The sequence below is a fragment of the Streptomyces sp. NBC_00122 genome (assembly GCF_045160845.1).
In the GTDB taxonomy this organism is placed as follows: domain Bacteria; phylum Actinomycetota; class Actinomycetes; order Streptomycetales; family Streptomycetaceae; genus Streptomyces.
This window is the reverse complement of record NZ_CP108191.1, coordinates 5,054,469-5,070,203: the sequence shown is the minus strand read 5'-3', so window position 1 is coordinate 5,070,203 and position 15,735 is coordinate 5,054,469. Positions and strand designations below refer to the sequence as shown.

Genomic DNA, 15,735 nt, shown 5'->3' with positions numbered 1-15,735 from the left:
ACGTGGCGTCTGCTCAGCGGGGGGTGCCGAGGCCGAGAAGCGCCGTCGGGGCGCCGATCAGTTCCGGGGTGGTCAGGCCCAGTTCGGGCAGGCCCACGTTCGGCACACCGGAGTTGGAGGCGTCCGGCATCGTCAGCAGACCGCCGGCGACCACGCCGGGGGTCCGGGCGAGCAGGTCGGTGGCCGGTGACTCCAGCGAGCCCTCGCCGTCCGTCTCCGGCTTGCCCAGCAGGTTCGGCACCGGTGAGGTGACGAGGGTGCTGCCGAGCTCGGTGCCGATCGGGACCGCCGGGAGCAGCGGGGTGGGGAGCATGTTCCCCCTGTGGAAGCGGGGCGCCTCGGGCGCTCCCACGGTCGGCACCGGCACCCCGGTCGCCACCTTCGGGGTCTCCACCCCCAGCGTGGTCTTCACGGCGTCGAGCGGGACACCGACCGGCACCGAGTCGGCCACGGCCGGGGTGGCCGCGCCGGCCGCGGCCATACAGGTCATGAGTGCCGCAATGCTTCCGCGCGCGGTCATCTTCATAGGTGACGTTCCGTCCTTCCAGGGTCGCGGACATTCCGCTGCCCTGGATGAACGATCCCGCGGGTGGGTTTCCCGGAGTTCTCCGGGAAAGTTCCCCCATACGACCTAATTCGAGGCCGTACGGGGGTCCTGGCTTTACGCCCCGGTCACGCCCGGGTGGATCTCACAGCCGGGGGTCGACCGGCTCCGACTCCAGGGCGAGCACCGCGAAGACGGCCTCGTGCACCCGCCACAGCGGCTCCCCCGCCGCCAGCCGGTCGAGCGCCTCCAGCCCGAGCGCGTACTCGCGCAGGGCGAGGGAGCGCTTGTGGCCGAGGAACCGCTCGCGCAGCCGCTCCAGGTGGTCGGGGCGCGTGTACTCCGGACCGTAGATGATCCGCAGGTACTCGCGCCCGCGCACCTTGATCCCGGGCTGGACCAGGCGGCCCTTCCCGTCGCGGGCGTACGCCTGGAGCGGCTTGACGACCATGCCCTCGCCGCCCGCGGCCGTCAGCTCCAGCCACCAGTCGGTGCCCGCCCGTACCGAGTCCTCGTCCGCGGTGTCCACCAGGATCCGGCCGGTGCGGCGCAGCAGCCCGGTGCCCGCCGCCTCGTCGGCGGCGACGAGCCGGTCCAGCCAGAACAGCTGCTCGTCGTGGGGCACCGCGGCCAGCGACCGCCCGGCCGCCGCCAGCAGCTGGAACGGCGCGAACCGTACGCCCTCCAGCCCGTCGGTGGTCCAGCAGTAGCGCCGGTAGGCGTCGGTGAACGCGGCCGCGTCGTCGGCCCGGCCGCGCTGGCGCGCCAGCAGCTCGCCGGTGTCGATGCCCCGGGCGGCGGCCGCCTCCAGGGCGGCGATCGCGCCCGGGAAGACGGCGCCCGAGGCCGCGCCCACGGCGGCGTACTGGTTGCGCAGCAGGCCGGCGGACTTCAGGGACCAGGGCAGCAGTTCCCCGTCGAGCAGCAGCCAGTCCGTACCGAGCTCCTCCCAGAGTCCGGCGTCGGTGACCGCCGAGCGGAGCCGGGTGAGGACCTCCTCGGTGACCTCGGGGTCCTTGAAGAAGGGCCGCCCGGTGCGGGTGTAGACGGACCCGGTCGGGCCCTCGACGCCGAAGCGCTCGCGCGCCGCATCGGCGTCCTTGCAGACCAGGACGGTGGCGCGGGAGCCCATGTGCTTCTCCTCGCACACCACCTGGGCGATGCCGTCCTTGCGGTACTGGGCGAAGGCCTCGGCCGGGTGCTCCAGGTAGCCCCCGTCAGCGGCTCCGTCGCGGGCCTCCTCGCGGGAGGTGGCGGTCGGCGCCATGGTCGGCGGCAGGTACGGCACCAGCCGCGGGTCGACCGCGAAGCGGCTCATGACCTCCAGGGCCGCGGCCGCGTTCTCCTCGCGCACGGTGACGTTGCCCAGGTGCCGGGTCTCGACGATCCGGCGCCCGTGCACGTCGGCCAGGTCCAGCGGGCGGCCGTCGTGCCCCCCGGGTGCCTCGGCGGCGAGCGGCTTGACCGGCTCGTACCAGACCTTCTCGGCCGGTACGTCGACCAGTTCGCGCTCGGGCCAGCGCAGGGCGGTCATCTTCCCGCCGAAGACGGCGCCGGTGTCGAGGCAGATGGTGTTGTTGATCCAGGTCGTGTCCGGGACCGGGGTGTGGCCGTAGACCACCACGGCCTTGCCGCGGTAGTCCTCGGCCCACGGGTAGCGCACGGGCAGGCCGAACTCGTCCGTCTCGCCGGTGGTCTCCCCGTACAGGGCGTGCGAGCGGACCCGGCCGGAGGTGCGGCCGTGGTACTTCTCGGGCAGGCCGGCGTGGCAGACCACGAGCTTGCCGCCGTCGAGGACGTAGTGGCTGACGAGGCCGCGGATGAAATCCCGCACCTCCTGGACGAACTCCTCCGGCTCGTGGGACAGCTGCTCGACGGTCTCTGCCAGTCCGTGGGTCTGCTGGACCTTGGAGCCCTTCAGATAACGGCCGAGCTTGTTCTCGTGGTTCCCGGGCACGCACAGGGCGTTGCCGGACTTGACCATGCCCATGACGCGCCGCAGCACGCCGGGGCTGTCCGGCCCGCGGTCGACGAGGTCGCCGACGAAGACGGCGGTGCGGCCCTCGGGGTGCGCCCCGTCCGCGTAGCCGAGCTCGGCGAGCAGGGTCTCCAGCTCGGAGGCGCAGCCGTGGATGTCGCCGATGATGTCGAAGGGGCCGGTGAGGTGGGTGAGGTCGTTGAACCGCTTCTCCAGGACGACCTCCGCCGTCTCGGCCTCCTCGACCGAGCGCAGCACGTGCACCTTGCGGAAGCCCTCGCGCTCCAGACCGCGCAGCGAGCGCCGCAGGTCCCGGCGGTGGCGCTGGATGACGGCGCGGGGCAGGCCGGCCCGGTCGGGGCGGGCGGCGTTGCGCTCGGCGCACACCTCCTCGGGCATGTCCAGGACGACGGCGATGGGCAGCACGTCGTGCTCGCGGGCGAGCTGGACCAGCTGACGGCGGGCGTCGGCCTGGACGCTGGTGGCGTCGACGACGGTGAGGCGTCCGGCGGCGAGGCGCTTGCCGGCGATGTAGTGCAGGACGTCGAAGGCGTCCCGGCTCGCGCTCTGGTCGTTCTCGTCGTCGCTGACCAGGCCCCGGCAGTAGTCGGAGGAGATGACCTCGGTGGGCTTGAAGTGCTTGCGGGCGAAGGTGGACTTGCCCGATCCGGTGGCTCCGATCAGGACGACGAGGGAGAGATCGGTGACGGGAAGTACGCGGTGGGTCTCGGTGCCGGTCATGCCGCCTCGCCCTCCTTCGGGGTGCGGTCGGTGCCGTCGGTACGGCCGGTGCTGGTGGTGTGATCGGTGTGGGTGGTGTGGTCGGCGGCGGTGAAGACGGCCATCTGGGTGGGCGGTCCGACCTCGGGGTCGTCGTCCCCGACGGGGACGAACTCGACCCCGTACCCGTGGCGCCGGGCGACCTCGCCGGCCCAGGCGCGGAACTCCGCGCGGGTCCACTCGAAGCGGTGGTCGCCGTGGCGGACGTGCCCGGCGGGCAGGGACTCCCAGCGGACGTTGTACTCGACGTTCGGGGTGGTGACGAGGACCGTGCGGGGGCGGGCCGAGCCGAACACCGCGTACTCCAGCGCGGGCAGCCGCTCCGGGTCCAGGTGCTCGATGACCTCGCTGAGCACGGCGGCGTCGTAGCCGGCGAGCCGCTTGTCGGTGTAGGCGAGGGAGCCCTGCAGCAGCCGGACGCGCGTGCTCTGCCGCTCCCCCATCCGCTCCAGCCGCAGCCGCTTGGCCGCCAGGTTCAGGGCCCGCACGGACACGTCCATGCCGACGATCTCGGTGTACGCCGGCTCCTTGAGCAGCGCCTGGACCAACTGCCCCTGTCCGCAGCCGAGGTCGAGGACGCGGGCGGCTCCGGCGGTGCGCAGCGCGGCGAGGATCGCGTCGCGCCGGTGCAAGGCGAGCGGCACGGGCCGCTCCTCCGTGTCGCGGTTCTCGTCCACGGCGTTGTCGAGCTCCTCGACCTCGCTGCCGTCGGCCTCGGCGAGGCGGACCAGCTCCAGCCGCTCCAGGGCGTCCTGGGTCAGCCGCTTGTGGCGGGCGAGGTAGCGCGAGCTGATCAGTCCGTTCTCGGGGTGGGCGGCGAGCCAGCCGTCTCCGGCGCGCAGCAGCTTGTCGACCTCGTCGGGAGCGACCCAGTAGTGCTTGGCGTCGTCGAGCACGGGCAGCAGGACGTACAGCTGGCGCAGGGCGTCGGCGAGCTTCAGCTCGCCCTCCAGCACGAGCCGCACGTAACGGGAGTCCCCCCACTCGGGGAACCGTTCGTCGAGCGGTACGGGTTCGGCCTGCACGAGGTCCCACCCGAGCGGGTCGAACAGCCGGTGCACCAGCTCCGGCCCGCCGCGCGCGGGCAGCACCGGGATCTCGACGCGTAGCGGCCGGGCCTGCTCGGCCAGTTCCGGCCGGGCGGTGCACCGGCCCCCCAGCGCACTGCGGAACACCCCGCTCAGCGCGACGGCGAGCAGCGAGGAGGCGGCGTACGGGCGGTCGTTGACGTACTGCGCGAGCGCGGCGTCGGGCGCTCCGCCCCGGCCCTTGCCCTGACCGCGCCGCACGAGCGCGACGGGATCCACCTCCAGCAGCAGGGCCGCCGTGCACAGCTGGGCCGTGGCCTCGGGGTAGAACACGTGGGCGGTGCCGTGGGAGGTGGAGAACGCCTGCGTCTTCCCGGGATGCTTGTGCAGAAGAAAGCCCAGGTCGGTGGCGGGTCGTTCGGGGGAGCCGGTGGTGGAGATCGTCAGGAACACACGACCGATTGTTGCTGCTCACCCGCCCTGGCTGCGCCCTATTTTCCGGCGGCCAGATCCGCGATCCGCTCGGGGCCGATGCGGCAGCAGCCGCCGATGAGGCGGGCGCCCGCGCGGTGCCAGGCGTCGGTGGGCCAGGGGACGGGGGTCCGGGGGGACTGCCAGGTGCGGGTACCGGCGTCCCAGACCGATCCGTCGTTGGGGTAGGCCAGGAGCGGCTTGCCGGTGGTGGCGGCCGCCGCTTCGAGGGCGGGCAGGACCTCGGCCGGGTCGCAGCAGTTGACGCCGACCGCGATGACCTGCGGCGCCGCGGCCGCGAGGGCGAAGGCCCCGGGGAGGGGGGCACCGGATCGGGTCCGGCCGCCGGCGACGGTGTAGCTCAGCCAGGCCGGGGCGCCCGTCTCCGCGAGGACGGTGAGCAGGGCCTCGGCCTCGGCCGGGTCGGGGAGGGTCTCCAGGGCCAGGACGTCGGGGCCCGCGGCGAGCAGGGCCTCGATGCGGGGGCGGTGGAAGTCGGCGAGCTCGCGCACGCTCAGGCCGTACCGGCCGCGGTACTCGGAGCCGTCCGCGAGGACCGCTCCGTACGGGCCGACGGAGGCGGCCACCCACACCTCGTGGTCGGCGGCCTCGGCGGCTCGGGCGGCGAGGTCCACGCTGCGGTGGAGCAGCTCGGCGGCCCCGGGGCGGCCGGAGCCGATCTGGTAGCTCGCGGTGATCAGCACCTCGGCGCCGGCCCGCGCGTACGCCGTGTGGGCGGCCTCGACCTGGTCGGGCCGCTCGGCGAGCACCCGGCCCGTCCACAGAACGCCGGACAGGTCGCAGCCCTGGGCGGCGAGCTGGTTGCTCAGCCCGCCGTCCAGGAGCACGGTCCTGTGGGCCAGGGCTTCGGCGAGCGGGCCGGACGCGCGGGGCATGTGGTACTCCCTCCTCGGGTCCTTGTATCAGCCGAGCTGGGGAAGCACCTGGGCGGAGATCAGCTCCAGGTGGTCCAGGTCGTCGAGGTCGAGGAGCTGGAGGTAGACGCGGGAGGAGCCGATGGCGCCGTAGGCCCCGATCTTCTCCACGACCTCGGCCGGGGAGCCCGCGAGGCCGTTGGCCTTGAGCTCGGCCACGTCGCGGCCGATGGCGGCGGCCCGGCGGGCCACTTCGGCGTCGTCCTTGCCGACGCAGACCACGAGCGCGTTGGAGTAGACGAGGCCGTCGGGCCCCCGCCCGGCCGCCTCCGCGGCCTCCCGGACCCGCCCGAACTGCCGCTCGCTGTCGGAGACCGAGGCGAAGGGCATGTTGAACTCGTCCGCGTACCGCGCGGCGAGCCGCGGGGTACGCCGGGCACCGTGACCGCCGATGAGGACGGGCACCTTGGCCTGGGCGGGCTTGGGGAGCGCGGGCGACTTCTCCACCTGGTAGTGGGTGCCCGCGTAGTCGAAGGCGGCTCCCACCTCGGTGGCCCACAGACCGGTGACGATCTCCAGCTGCTCCTCCAGCCGGGACATCCGGTCCGCTGGGAAGGGGATCCCGTACGCCTTGTGCTCCTCCTCGAACCAGCCTGCGCCCAGGCCCAGTTCGACCCGGCCACCGGACATCTGGTCGACCTGGGCCACCTGGATGGCGAGCACACCGGGCAGCCGGAAGGTCCCGGCCGTCATCAGCGTGCCCAGGCGGATCCGCTTGGTCTCGCGGGCCAGGCCCGCGAGGGTGATCCACGCGTCGGTGGGTCCGGGCAGGCCGTCGGCCGAGCCCATCTTCAGATAGTGGTCGGAGCGGAAGAAGGCGTCGAAGCCGAGGTCCTCGGTGGCCTTGGCGACGGTCAGGAGGGTCTCGTAGCTCGCACCCTGCTGGGGCTCGGTGAAAATGCGGAGGTCCATGCCCTCCATCCTGCCCTCCGTCCCCGCCCGTACCGCCCCTCGCCGGGTGAATCGCGTCAACCGGACGTGTCCGCCCCTGCCCGGCCAGTGACCAGCCCTGAAGGAGATCGTTTGCTCGGACGGAGCCGGACCGCCCGGCCCGCGCGCCGGCGGCCCTTCGCCGGTGCGTCCACCGCCCCTTCCACTGCGGAAGGGCCAGGGCCGAGGAGGCCGCCATGTCCCACGAGGCCGTGCCGGAGACCCGCCGACAGACCGGACAGACCGGACAGGCAGCACACGACGATGCGTGCCAGGACTCCGCCTCGGCCGCCCAAGGCGGCGCGCCGAAGGGACTGCTGCAGCAGATGGAAGAGCTGATGGCGGCACTGAACGCCGACCTCTCGCAGCTCGACGCCGACCTCCAGTCCTCCACGGACCGCACCCCCGGCAGCGGTGCCCCCGGGAGGGGGCGCCCCTCCGACCGGTCGTCCTGACCGTGCGGGTCCCGTCGCGCGCGACGGGACCCCACTCGTGCCGCCGCGCTCAGGCAACTCCCGAGGCGGACCCCCGCTCACGGACCGCCATGCGGCGCAGGATCGCCCGTACCCGGTCGCTCGACTCGTCAGCCGCGTCGATCGACTCTATGCACTGCCAGTACAGGGTCTCGTCATCCGTCCCGCAGGCGACCCCGACCAGGGCTATGCCCACTTCACCCAGCAGCGCCTGGAGTCCGAGCAGCGCTTGGCGGACATCCGACACCTGCGTCAACTGCGCGGCCCGCGGCGGATAGTCGGGCGCGCTGCCCTCTCCGCTCAGGGCCGCCCGGTCGATCACGCCGCAGCCTCTGCTGCCCGCTTCCCCCAGTCCCCGTGCCTCCGCTCTCATCTCCGGCGGTCCGGTAACCGCCAGATAGCCTCCTACACCCTGCGCGAGCGCCTGGGCCTGCCAGGCCTCGCCCACGATGTCCCACGCAGCCCCACTCTGTGCCAGCGCGTGCCGGCCGGCCGCGATGAGCCGTACCGCATCCATATGCCGTCCCCCGTCCGCACGACATCCCACCGTTCCTCACCACTACCCAGAGTGAGGGCAATGGGCCAGTAAAGCCAGGGGTATTCGGAAAATAGTGGACACAAATGTGATTGTGATGGAGTCCATCACTCCGAAGAGTGACGATCTGCCGTCGGACCGCCCGGTACCGGGAAGCGGAGCTCGTTCCTCTCGATCTTCGCGGCGAGCGCATCCAGCACATCCACCCCGAGGACCTCACAGAATTGCAGCAGATACGCCAGCACGTCGGCCACCTCGTCGGCCACGCGGTGAGCCGTTTCCGGCTTCTCCATGACCTTCGCCGACTGTTCCGGCGTCAGCCACTGGAAGATCTCGACCAGTTCCGAGGCCTCCACGCTCAGCGCCACCGCCAGGTTCTTGGGCGTGTGGTACGGCTCCCAGCCGCGCGCCGCCGCGAAGTCGACGAGCCTGCGCCGGAGTCCGTCCAGCCTGTCGCCGGACGTCTCGGGGCTCTCGCCCGCGCCGTCCGTGTCATGCGTGTCGCTCATGGGGTCAGGTCTACCACCGTGACCCCGGGGAGGCGGCGGGCGGCCGCCGCGGTCTCCTCCCCCACCGCCGCCGCCAGCCGGATGTGGCCGCGTCCGCAGGCCAGCAGGGCCAGCCGGAGCAGTTCGGCGCTCTGGGCCCGGTCCAGGCCCCGGTCGAACCCGTCGGCCAGCACCGTCAGTGCCTGCCGCGCGGACAGCAGCTCGGCGGCCGGGTCCATGGCGAGCACCCCGGGCCCGGTCAGCAGGACCAGCGCCAGCGCGAGGAAACGCAGTTCGCCCGCGCCCAGGCGGGCCAGTTCGGTGGCGGGCCGGGCGGGGCCGCGGTCGAGCACCGCCGTGACGGGGCCGCCCGCGGGCGCCCGTACGTCCAGCCCGGCGACCGGTCCCGCGCAGCCGGTGCGGGCCGCTTCGGCGAGCAGCGCGTGCCGGGTGCCGCATTCGTGGCGGGTGCGGCGCAGCACGTCGGCCAGGTTGGCGCAGTCGCCCAGCAGCCTGCCCTCCCCCGGCGGGACGGGGGCGCGCATCCGCTCGGGGCGGGGGTCGCAGGGGAACACCGAGCGCAGTGCCACCACGACCTGCTCGGCGGCGGCCAGCACCTGGCGCTGGCCGGCCGTGGCGCCGGCCACGCGGAGCGGGAGCAGGGCGGTACCGAGCTGGTCGTCGGGCAGCGGGGCCCGGGTGACACCGATGGCGCCGCCGGTCAGCCACGCGGCCTGTACGGTGCGCCGGCCGGGGTCGCGCAGGGCGGTGGCGAGCAGGATCCGCCCGTCCTGCGAGAGCCGTTCGCCGACGATGCGCACGGTGGGCTCCGCCTGGACGGCGAGGTCGAGCCGGACCGGACCGGCGGGCCCGTCGACCGTGCAGCCGACACGGAAGCCGCGCCGCCGCTCGGCGTCGGGGACGGCCAGGTCGGGGATCCGGGCACCGGGGTCGGGGAAGGCCTCCTCCAGGGTGGCCCCGGAACCCAGCGCGGCGAGGGCCTCGTAGGCGGCCAGCGCCTGGGACTTGCCGCTGCCGCTCGGTCCGGCGAAGACGGTGACGGGCCCGAGCCGGAAGGCCGCACCGCGGTGCGGCCCGAAGGCGGAGAGCCGCAACTCGGTGACCACGGGCCGCGGCTGGGCGCGGCCCGCCTGTGCGGGAACGGCGGGAGTGGCGGGAGAGGCGGGAACTCCGGCGACGGCGGGCTCGTCGGGAACGGCGGCGTCGGCTAACGCGACCGCGGCGGGGGCGAGGCCCGCCGGCGCGTCCAGGGGGGCGTCCATGCGCGGGACGGTACGGGCCGCCGGACCCCCCGTGGACCCGGCGAACCGTTCCGTCGCGGCGACCTTCCTACGATCGGGGGACGGCGGCGGCCGCGATCCCCTCGACCTCGGTCCCGACGGGCGCCAGCAGGAAGACGTTCCGGTCGACCCGGTGCATTCCGCTGCCGAGCCCGAAGACGACACCACTGCTGAAGTCCAGGATCCGCTTGGCCACTTCGCTGTCCGCGCCGGTGAGGTCGAGCAGCACCGGGATCTGCGCGATCAGATACTCCGCCACCTCCCGCGCGTCCGCGAAGATCTGAACCCGGATCACCACGAAGCGCCGCTGCTCCGCCGCCGACGCGCCGGGCGCCGTGGGGATGGTGCGGTGGTCCACCCGGGAGGGCCATTCGTTGCGACTGCGCAGGGGGACCACCTGCGCGAGCCCCTCCCACTGTTCATCGGTGACGTCGTACCTGCTCACCGGGCCGCCTCGGCCGCGCGCTTCATGTGCATCCCCCTATCCTCTCGCGTTTCACCCGTTCAGCCCAACACCGACACGAACCAGACCGGCTGCTCCCCGCGAGCCGAATAGGTTAGGTTAGGCATACCTAACTCAGTCGCGATGATGGAGAAGATCCAGATGCGCATCTCCGGTGTCCCCGCCCACCCCGCCGCCCGTCCCACCGATGCCGCGCGGGTCCGGTCGATCCTGGCCGCCGCCCACTCCATGACCGTGGTCACCGACGGACTGCGCACCGAGGTCCGCCACCTCGACGGCACGGACCCGATGGGCCGGCTGCACCTGCACCCCGCCGAGCCGGGCGGCGACGCCGAGCTCCGGCCCGCGATCCGGCTGGAGTTCACCGACGTCACCCCCACGCCCGCGCGCGACCGGGTGCGGGCCCGGGTGACCGTCCTGGGCCGCCTGCTCACCCCTTACTCGGACTACCCGAACAGCCCGCGCGGATCGGACGAGAACACCGGCTCCACCTGCGTGGAGTTCGGCCAGGCCGTCCTGGAGACCGCGGACGGCTTCTCGTACGTCGGACTCCACGAGCTGGACGAGGCCCGCCCCGACCCGCTGGCCCCGTACGAGGCGGGCATGCTCACGCACCTGCTCGACGACCACGCCGACCTCGTCACCCTGCTGCTGCGCCTGGTCGATCCGCTGCCCACCGCCGCCCTGCTCCGCGCGCTGCCGGTCGCGATGGACCGGTACGGGATCACCCTGCGGCTGGAGGAGCGGCGCGGCCACCGCGACGTACGGCTGCCCTTCCCCTCGCCGCTGGACGACGTGGATCAGTCGGGCGCCCAGATCCAGGCCCTCTTCAGCGCTGCCAGGCGGCGTTCGCACCGCAACACCCTGCCCGCCTGAGTCCGGCCCGGCCGGGCCCGGGAATAGCGGGCCACTACACCCGATTGGCGGCGATCATGAAAGCCATCGCCTCCGCGGCGGGCGGCACCGGCTCCTTCGGCGTGCAGATCGCCGTCGCCCTCGGCCTGCGGGTCATCGGCACGGCGGGCGCGCACAACCACGACTACCTGCGCTCGCTCGGCGCCGAGCCCGTGCTGTACGGGGACGGCATGGCCGACCGCATCCGCGAGCTGGCGCCCGAAGGCGTCGACGCGGCCCTCGACTTCTACGGGGACGACGTCATCGAAATCCTCCAGTCGCTCGTCAGGCAGCGCGACCGGGTGGTCTCCATCGCCGACTACGAGGCCGCGGCCAAGGGCGCCCACCAGCTGTGGGTACGGCCGGACACCGCCGACCTGACCTTCCTGGCGGAGCTGGCCGACAGCGGGCGCCTCACCGTCAACGTGGAGCACGCGGAACTGAGCGCCGCCGGCCGCACCCTCGGCAAGATCGTCCTGACGGTATGACGGCCTGACGGCCTGCCCCTCCGACGCGCGGAAGCTCTGACCGCACGAGAAGGGGGCGGTCCCTCGCGGACCGCCCCCTCCCCCGCTCCCGCCCCCGCACTCACGCGGTGACGGGCTGCGTACCGGTGTAGCGGTTGGCCGGGCGCGGCAGGCCGTAGTTCTCGCGGAGGGTGCGGCCGGTGTACTCGGTGCGGAAGAGCCCGCGCCGCTGGAGGATCGGCACCACGTGGTCGACGAAGTCGGTCAGGCCGGTGGGCAGGACGGGCGCCATGATGTTGAAGCCGTCGGCGGCTCCGTGCGTGAACCACTCCTCCAGCTGGTCGGCGATCTGCTCGGGGGTGCCGGCGAAGACCCTGTGGCCGCGGCCGGCGCCGAGGCGGGCGATCAGCTCGCGCAGGGTGAGGCCGTCGCGGCGCGCGAGTTCGGCGACGAGGGTGAATCGGCTCTTGTTTCCGTTGATGTCCCGCTCCTCCGGGAGCTCGGGCAGCGTGCCGTCGAGGGGGTGGCCGGTGAGGTCGACGCCGAGCATCTGGGAGAGCTGGGCGAGGCCGTACTCCGGCACCTGGAGGTCGGTGAGCTGCTGCTTCAGGGCTTTGGCCTCGGCCTCGGTGGAGCCGATGACGGGCGCGATGCCGGGCAGGACGAGCAGGTCGCTCTCGGTGCGGCCGTACTTCGCCAGGCGGGACTTGAGGTCCTTGTAGAAGGTCTGGCCGTCGGCGAGGGTCTGCTGGGCGGTGAAGACTGCCTCGGCGTACTGGGCGGCGAACTCCTTGCCGTCCTCGGAGGAGCCCGCCTGCACCAGGAGCGGGTGGCCCTGCGGGGAGCGGGGCACGTTGAGCGGGCCGGCCACGCCGAAGTACTCGCCGCGGTGGGCGGCCGGGTGGAGCTTGCCGGTGTCGGCGTAGATGCCGCGCTCCTTGTCGAGGACGATCGCGTCGTCCTCCCAGCTGTCCCAGAGCTTGGTGGCGACGTCGAGGAACTCGCGGGCCCGGTCGTAGCGGAGGCTGTGCTCCAGGTGCTCGTCGCGGTTGAAGTTGCGGGCCTCGTCGACGCTTCCGGAGGTGACGATGTTCCAGCCGGCGCGGCCGCCGCTGATGTGGTCGAGGGAGGCGAACTTCCGGGCCGTGTGGAAGGGCTCGTTGAAGGTGGTGGAGACGGTGGCGATCAGCCCGATGTGCTCGGTGACGGCGGCGATCGCGGAGAGCAGGGTGAGCGGCTCGAACCCGCCGACGGCGTTGTAGCGGGCCTTGCCCCAGAGGGCGACCCCGTCGGCGAAGAAGATCGAGTCGAGCCGTCCGCGCTCGGCGGTGCGGGCCAGTTCCTGGAAGTACCGCAGGTCGGTGACGCGTTCGGGGGTGCTGTCCGGATGGCGCCAGGCGGCGTCGTGGTGTCCGGCGTTCATGAGGAAGGCGTTGAGGTGCAGGGTCCGGGTCGCGGTCATGGCTGTTCCTTGTGTTCGGTGTCGGGGGGCGGCGTCGGGGCCTGAGCCGGGGCGGGGGCCGGGGGCCTGAGCCGGAGCGGTCAGGCGGGGACGCGCCAGACGCTGAGGCGGCGTTCGACCGCGACCAGCAGCTGGTTGAAGGCCACGCCGATGGCGGAGATGGTGACGATGCCCGCGTACATCTGCGGGATCGCGAAGTTGAACTGCGAGGCGTTGATCAGGTAGCCGAGGCCCGCCTTCGCGCCGATCATCTCGGCGGCCACGAGGACGAGGATGGAGACGGCTCCGGCGAGGCGGATCCCGGTGAAGACGGCCGGGACCGAGGCCGGCAGGATCACCTTCTGGAAGAGCCTGGGCGTGGACAGGTCCATCGAGCGGGCCAGTCTGACGAGGGTGGGGTCGACGTTCCCGACCGCGCTGATGGTGTTCAGCAGGATCGGCCACACGCAGGCGTAGACGACGATCGAGACCTTCGACGTCTCCCCGATGCCGAGCAGGAGTACGAAGACCGGCAGCAGGGCGAGCGCGGCGGTGTTGCGGAACACCTCCAGCAGCGGGCCGAGCAGCGTGGCGACCGGCCGGTACCAGCCGATGAGCAGGCCGAGCGGGACGGCGACGGCGACGGCGATCCCGAAGCCGCCGAAGGAACGGACGAGGCTGGCCGAGACGTGCGTGCCGAGCTGGCCGTTGCCCAGGAGTTCCCACCAGGCCACGGCGACCTGGCTGACCGGTGGCAGGAAGGTGGCGTCGACCAGGCCGAACCGGGGTGCCGTCTCCCAGACGGCGAGCAGGGCCAGGACGGCCGCGGACCGCAGGGCGAGGGCGCGCAGCCACCGCGCCAGTGCCCTGGCGGTCTGCCGGACGGGGGCCGAAGCTTTGGCCGGCGCTCCCGCCGGGGCCGGGGCTTTCGCCGTGGCTCGGCCGGCGCTCCGCCCGGCGCCGGGGAGCGCGGGTGACGCGGGATCCCGTACCGCATCGGCGGTGGCCGGGGGCCGGGTGGTCTCGGGCACCGGACGGGCGTCCGGCCCGGTGGCGGGAGCCTCCGGCGCGGCCGGGCCGCGGGCGTCCTCCTCCTGCCCGGCCAGGGCGGTGGCGGCGGGGCTGGCGTTCGTGGTCATACGGTGGCCTCCTCCTTCTCCAGTTGCTGAGCACGGGCCACCTCGTCGTGGAGCAGGGTCCAGATCTCGTGGCGGTAGCGGGCGAACTCCGGGCTGGAGCGCAGGTCCTCGCCCTGCAGGCCGGGCCCGCGCTCGCCGAAGGTGACGGGGACGACCTCCTTGACCCGTCCCGGGCGGGAGGTCATGACGGCCACCTTCTGGCCGAGGTAGACGGCCTCCTCGATGCCGTGGGTGATGAAGACGACGGTCTTGCCGGTGCGCTGCCAGATGCGGCGCAGCTCGTCCTGGAGGGACTCGCGGGTCTGCGCGTCGAGCGCGGCGAACGGCTCGTCCATCAGCAGCACGTCCGGGTCGTAGGCCAGCGAGCGGGCGATCGCCACGCGCTGGCGCATGCCGCCGGACAGCTCGTGCGGGTGCCGGTCCTCGAAGCCGGCGAGTCCGACGAGGTCCAGGAACTCCCGGGCGCGGTCGGCTCGTTGACGCCTCGGTACGCCGGTGGCCTCCAGGCCGAATGCGACGTTGCCCAGTGCCGTGCGCCACGGGAGCAGCGCGTACTGCTGGAAGACGATGCCCCGGTCCAGGCCGGGACCGGTGACGGGCTCGCCGTCGAGCAGGATCCGCCCGGCCGTCGGCCGGGACAGGCCGCCGAGCAGGTCCAGGAGGGTCGATTTGCCGCAGCCGCTGGGGCCCACGACGACCACGAACTCCCCCGCCCCTATCTCCAGGTCGATGCCGTCGAGGGCGGTGAACCCCTCCTTGCCCCGGCCCTTGTTCCTGGCCGGGAAGGTCTTGCCCACTCCCTCGAAAACGATCTTCGCCATGTCCGGTCAGCCCTTTCCGTAGCCGTTGAACTCGTTGGTGTAGAGGTCGGACGGCTTGAACTGGCCCTTCTTGATGTCGCCGCGCTCGCCGAGCCAGTCGATCCAGAGCTGGAAGGACTGGTCGGGTATCCGGCCGCCCGTCTCGGCGATCCCGAACGAGCGCCAGTACTGCAGTGCGGCGGTGTCCTCGTTGCGCCCGCGCTTCTTGACGATCTCCGTCATGCGCGCGACGGCCTCCTCGCGCGGGGTGGTGCGGGACCATTCGATGGCCTTGGCCACGCCGGTCGTGAAGGTCCGTACGGTGTCCGGGTTCTGCTTGATGAAGCGCTCGGTCATGATGTAGGTGCCGGCGCTGAAGGGTCCGAGCAGCTCGACATCGGTGAACAGCGGGCGGATGCCGCCGTTCGCGAGGGCCTTGTCGCGGAGGATCCCGGTGAGCACTCCGACCTCGATCTGCTTCTGGCGCAGCGACTGTTCGGTGTTGACGGGCGGCACCACCAGGGCCTCGACCTTGGCCGCGTCCGCCTTGGACAGGTCGTTGCGGCTCAGGTAGAGGTCGAGCAGGGCCTGGTAGTGGGCGCCCAGGGTGTTCATCCCGACCTTTTTGCCGATCAGGTCGCGGGCGGAGCGGATCGGGCTGTCCTCCAGGACGAAGTAGCCGCCGTAGGAGTACTGGTCGGAGCCGTAGGAGGAGATGACGGCCTTGATCGGGGCGTTGCCGGCGGCGAGCTTGATGACCGCGCCGTTGAAGGCGCTGCCGAAGTGGGTCTGGCCGGTGGCGGCGGACTGGATGTCCTGCGGGCCGCTGATGGTGTTGCCGACCCATTCGAGTGTGACGTCCTCGAAATAGCCGAGGTCCGCGGCGAGTTCGGGGAGAGTGACCGCGCCGACGGCGCCCTGGTACTTCAGGGTCTTGATCTGCGAGCCGGAGCCGGAGCCGCCGGCGGTGGCCGTGCCGCAGCTCACCGCGGCCGCCGAGATGCCGAGCAGGGTCAGGAACTGGCGCCGGGAGGTGGAGGTCGAGGTGAAGGCTGCGGGCATGGCGGA

General features: G+C 72.8%; 15 protein-coding genes and 1 pseudogene. 3 read left to right on the top strand and 13 right to left on the bottom strand.

Translation table 11 applies throughout. The features are described from left to right. Positions 1 to 13 precede the first annotated feature (13 nt). The 5 genes from OG737_RS23780 to OG737_RS23760 all read right to left on the bottom strand — a co-directional run bounded on the left by OG737_RS23780 (position 14) and on the right by OG737_RS23760 (position 6,648). Complete coding sequence (locus OG737_RS23780) at positions 14 to 490, bottom strand: hypothetical protein (RefSeq protein WP_405678062.1); 477 nt, start codon at positions 488 to 490, stop codon at positions 14 to 16. Positions 491 to 689: 199 nt separating this feature from the next. Further along, the gene (locus OG737_RS23775; RefSeq protein WP_328928160.1) at positions 690 to 3,263 is read right to left on the bottom strand and encodes a polynucleotide kinase-phosphatase; all 2,574 of its coding nucleotides are present in this window, start codon (positions 3,261 to 3,263) and stop codon (positions 690 to 692) included. After that, positions 3,260 to 4,783, bottom strand: a complete 1,524-nt coding sequence (locus OG737_RS23770) for a 3' terminal RNA ribose 2'-O-methyltransferase Hen1 (protein WP_328928159.1) — start codon at positions 4,781 to 4,783, stop codon at positions 3,260 to 3,262. The genes OG737_RS23775 and OG737_RS23770 overlap by 4 nt, the downstream gene beginning before the upstream one ends. A 38-nt stretch (positions 4,784 to 4,821) precedes the next feature. Next, positions 4,822 to 5,697: a homocysteine S-methyltransferase gene (mmuM, locus tag OG737_RS23765; RefSeq protein WP_328928158.1), complete on the bottom strand. Its 876-nt coding sequence runs from the start codon at positions 5,695 to 5,697 to the stop codon at positions 4,822 to 4,824. A 27-nt stretch (positions 5,698 to 5,724) separates the two neighbouring features. Next, positions 5,725 to 6,648 (bottom strand): LLM class F420-dependent oxidoreductase, encoded by a 924-nt coding sequence (locus OG737_RS23760; RefSeq protein ID WP_328928157.1) that lies wholly within the window; start codon positions 6,646 to 6,648, stop codon positions 5,725 to 5,727. Positions 6,649 to 6,863: 215 nt separating this feature from the next. Here OG737_RS23760 and OG737_RS23755 point away from each other — a divergent pair, with 215 nt between their 5' ends. Then, positions 6,864 to 7,121 carry a hypothetical protein gene (locus tag OG737_RS23755; RefSeq protein WP_405678065.1) on the top strand — a complete coding sequence of 86 codons (258 nt, stop codon included), beginning with the start codon at positions 6,864 to 6,866 and terminating at the stop codon, positions 7,119 to 7,121. A 49-nt stretch (positions 7,122 to 7,170) separates the two neighbouring features. Here the strand turns inward: OG737_RS23755 and OG737_RS23750 are convergent, their stop codons facing one another. From OG737_RS23750 to OG737_RS23735, 4 genes are all read right to left on the bottom strand, one after another. Next, entirely contained in the window at positions 7,171 to 7,656 is a 486-nt protein-coding gene (locus OG737_RS23750; RefSeq protein WP_405678068.1) for a DUF6099 family protein, read from the bottom strand. Between the two features lie 125 nt (positions 7,657 to 7,781). Then, the gene (locus OG737_RS23745) at positions 7,782 to 8,183 is read right to left on the bottom strand and encodes a nucleotide pyrophosphohydrolase (protein ID WP_328928155.1); all 402 of its coding nucleotides are present in this window, start codon (positions 8,181 to 8,183) and stop codon (positions 7,782 to 7,784) included. Beyond that, complete coding sequence (locus OG737_RS23740) at positions 8,180 to 9,445, bottom strand: ATP-binding protein (RefSeq protein WP_405678071.1); 1,266 nt, start codon at positions 9,443 to 9,445, stop codon at positions 8,180 to 8,182. Before OG737_RS23740 ends, OG737_RS23745 begins: the two co-directional genes overlap by 4 nt. Before the next feature lie 67 nt (positions 9,446 to 9,512). Next, on the bottom strand, positions 9,513 to 9,908 hold the full coding sequence (locus OG737_RS23735; RefSeq protein ID WP_030012729.1) for a cell division protein SepF: 396 nt from the start codon (positions 9,906 to 9,908) through the stop codon (positions 9,513 to 9,515). 141 nt (positions 9,909 to 10,049) lie between these two features. Here OG737_RS23735 and OG737_RS23730 point away from each other — a divergent pair, with 141 nt between their 5' ends. Beyond that, positions 10,050 to 10,802, top strand: coding sequence for a DUF2470 domain-containing protein (locus OG737_RS23730; RefSeq protein WP_405678074.1), 753 nt, complete (start codon positions 10,050 to 10,052; stop codon positions 10,800 to 10,802). 65 nt (positions 10,803 to 10,867) lie between these two features. After that, positions 10,868 to 11,308 (top strand): annotated as a pseudogene (locus OG737_RS23725) (zinc-binding dehydrogenase); the annotation flags it as partial. A 100-nt stretch (positions 11,309 to 11,408) separates the two neighbouring features. Here the strand turns inward: OG737_RS23725 and OG737_RS23720 are convergent. The 4 genes from OG737_RS23720 to OG737_RS23705 all read right to left on the bottom strand — a co-directional run bounded on the left by OG737_RS23720 (position 11,409) and on the right by OG737_RS23705 (position 15,729). After that, the gene (locus OG737_RS23720; RefSeq protein ID WP_405921945.1) at positions 11,409 to 12,749 is read right to left on the bottom strand and encodes an LLM class flavin-dependent oxidoreductase; all 1,341 of its coding nucleotides are present in this window, start codon (positions 12,747 to 12,749) and stop codon (positions 11,409 to 11,411) included. A gap of 80 nt (positions 12,750 to 12,829) precedes the next feature. Continuing rightward, entirely contained in the window at positions 12,830 to 13,867 is a 1,038-nt protein-coding gene (locus OG737_RS23715) for an ABC transporter permease subunit (RefSeq protein ID WP_405678076.1), read from the bottom strand. After that, the gene (locus tag OG737_RS23710) at positions 13,864 to 14,688 is read right to left on the bottom strand and encodes an ABC transporter ATP-binding protein (protein ID WP_328928151.1); all 825 of its coding nucleotides are present in this window, start codon (positions 14,686 to 14,688) and stop codon (positions 13,864 to 13,866) included. Before OG737_RS23710 ends, OG737_RS23715 begins: the two co-directional genes overlap by 4 nt. Before the next feature lie 6 nt (positions 14,689 to 14,694). Next, on the bottom strand, positions 14,695 to 15,729 hold the full coding sequence (locus OG737_RS23705; protein ID WP_405678078.1) for an ABC transporter substrate-binding protein: 1,035 nt from the start codon (positions 15,727 to 15,729) through the stop codon (positions 14,695 to 14,697). Between the last annotated feature and the right edge of the window lie 6 nt (positions 15,730 to 15,735).

Coding starts and splice junctions, on each gene's coding strand:
- OG737_RS23780 (WP_405678062.1), bottom strand. CDS start 490: ATGACCTGTATGGCCGCGGCCGGCGCGGCCACCCCGGCCGTGGCCGAC.
- OG737_RS23775 (WP_328928160.1), bottom strand. CDS start 3,263: ATGACCGGCACCGAGACCCACCGCGTACTTCCCGTCACCGATCTCTCC.
- mmuM (WP_328928158.1), bottom strand. CDS start 5,697: ATGCCCCGCGCGTCCGGCCCGCTCGCCGAAGCCCTGGCCCACAGGACC.
- OG737_RS23760 (WP_328928157.1), bottom strand. CDS start 6,648: ATGGACCTCCGCATTTTCACCGAGCCCCAGCAGGGTGCGAGCTACGAG.
- OG737_RS23755 (WP_405678065.1), top strand. CDS start 6,864: ATGTCCCACGAGGCCGTGCCGGAGACCCGCCGACAGACCGGACAGACC.
- OG737_RS23750 (WP_405678068.1), bottom strand. CDS start 7,656: ATGGATGCGGTACGGCTCATCGCGGCCGGCCGGCACGCGCTGGCACAG.
- OG737_RS23745 (WP_328928155.1), bottom strand. CDS start 8,183: ATGAGCGACACGCATGACACGGACGGCGCGGGCGAGAGCCCCGAGACG.
- OG737_RS23740 (WP_405678071.1), bottom strand. CDS start 9,445: ATGGACGCCCCCCTGGACGCGCCGGCGGGCCTCGCCCCCGCCGCGGTC.
- OG737_RS23730 (WP_405678074.1), top strand. CDS start 10,050: ATGATGGAGAAGATCCAGATGCGCATCTCCGGTGTCCCCGCCCACCCC.
- OG737_RS23720 (WP_405921945.1), bottom strand. CDS start 12,749: ATGACCGCGACCCGGACCCTGCACCTCAACGCCTTCCTCATGAACGCC.
- OG737_RS23715 (WP_405678076.1), bottom strand. CDS start 13,867: ATGACCACGAACGCCAGCCCCGCCGCCACCGCCCTGGCCGGGCAGGAG.
- OG737_RS23710 (WP_328928151.1), bottom strand. CDS start 14,688: ATGGCGAAGATCGTTTTCGAGGGAGTGGGCAAGACCTTCCCGGCCAGG.
- OG737_RS23705 (WP_405678078.1), bottom strand. CDS start 15,729: ATGCCCGCAGCCTTCACCTCGACCTCCACCTCCCGGCGCCAGTTCCTG.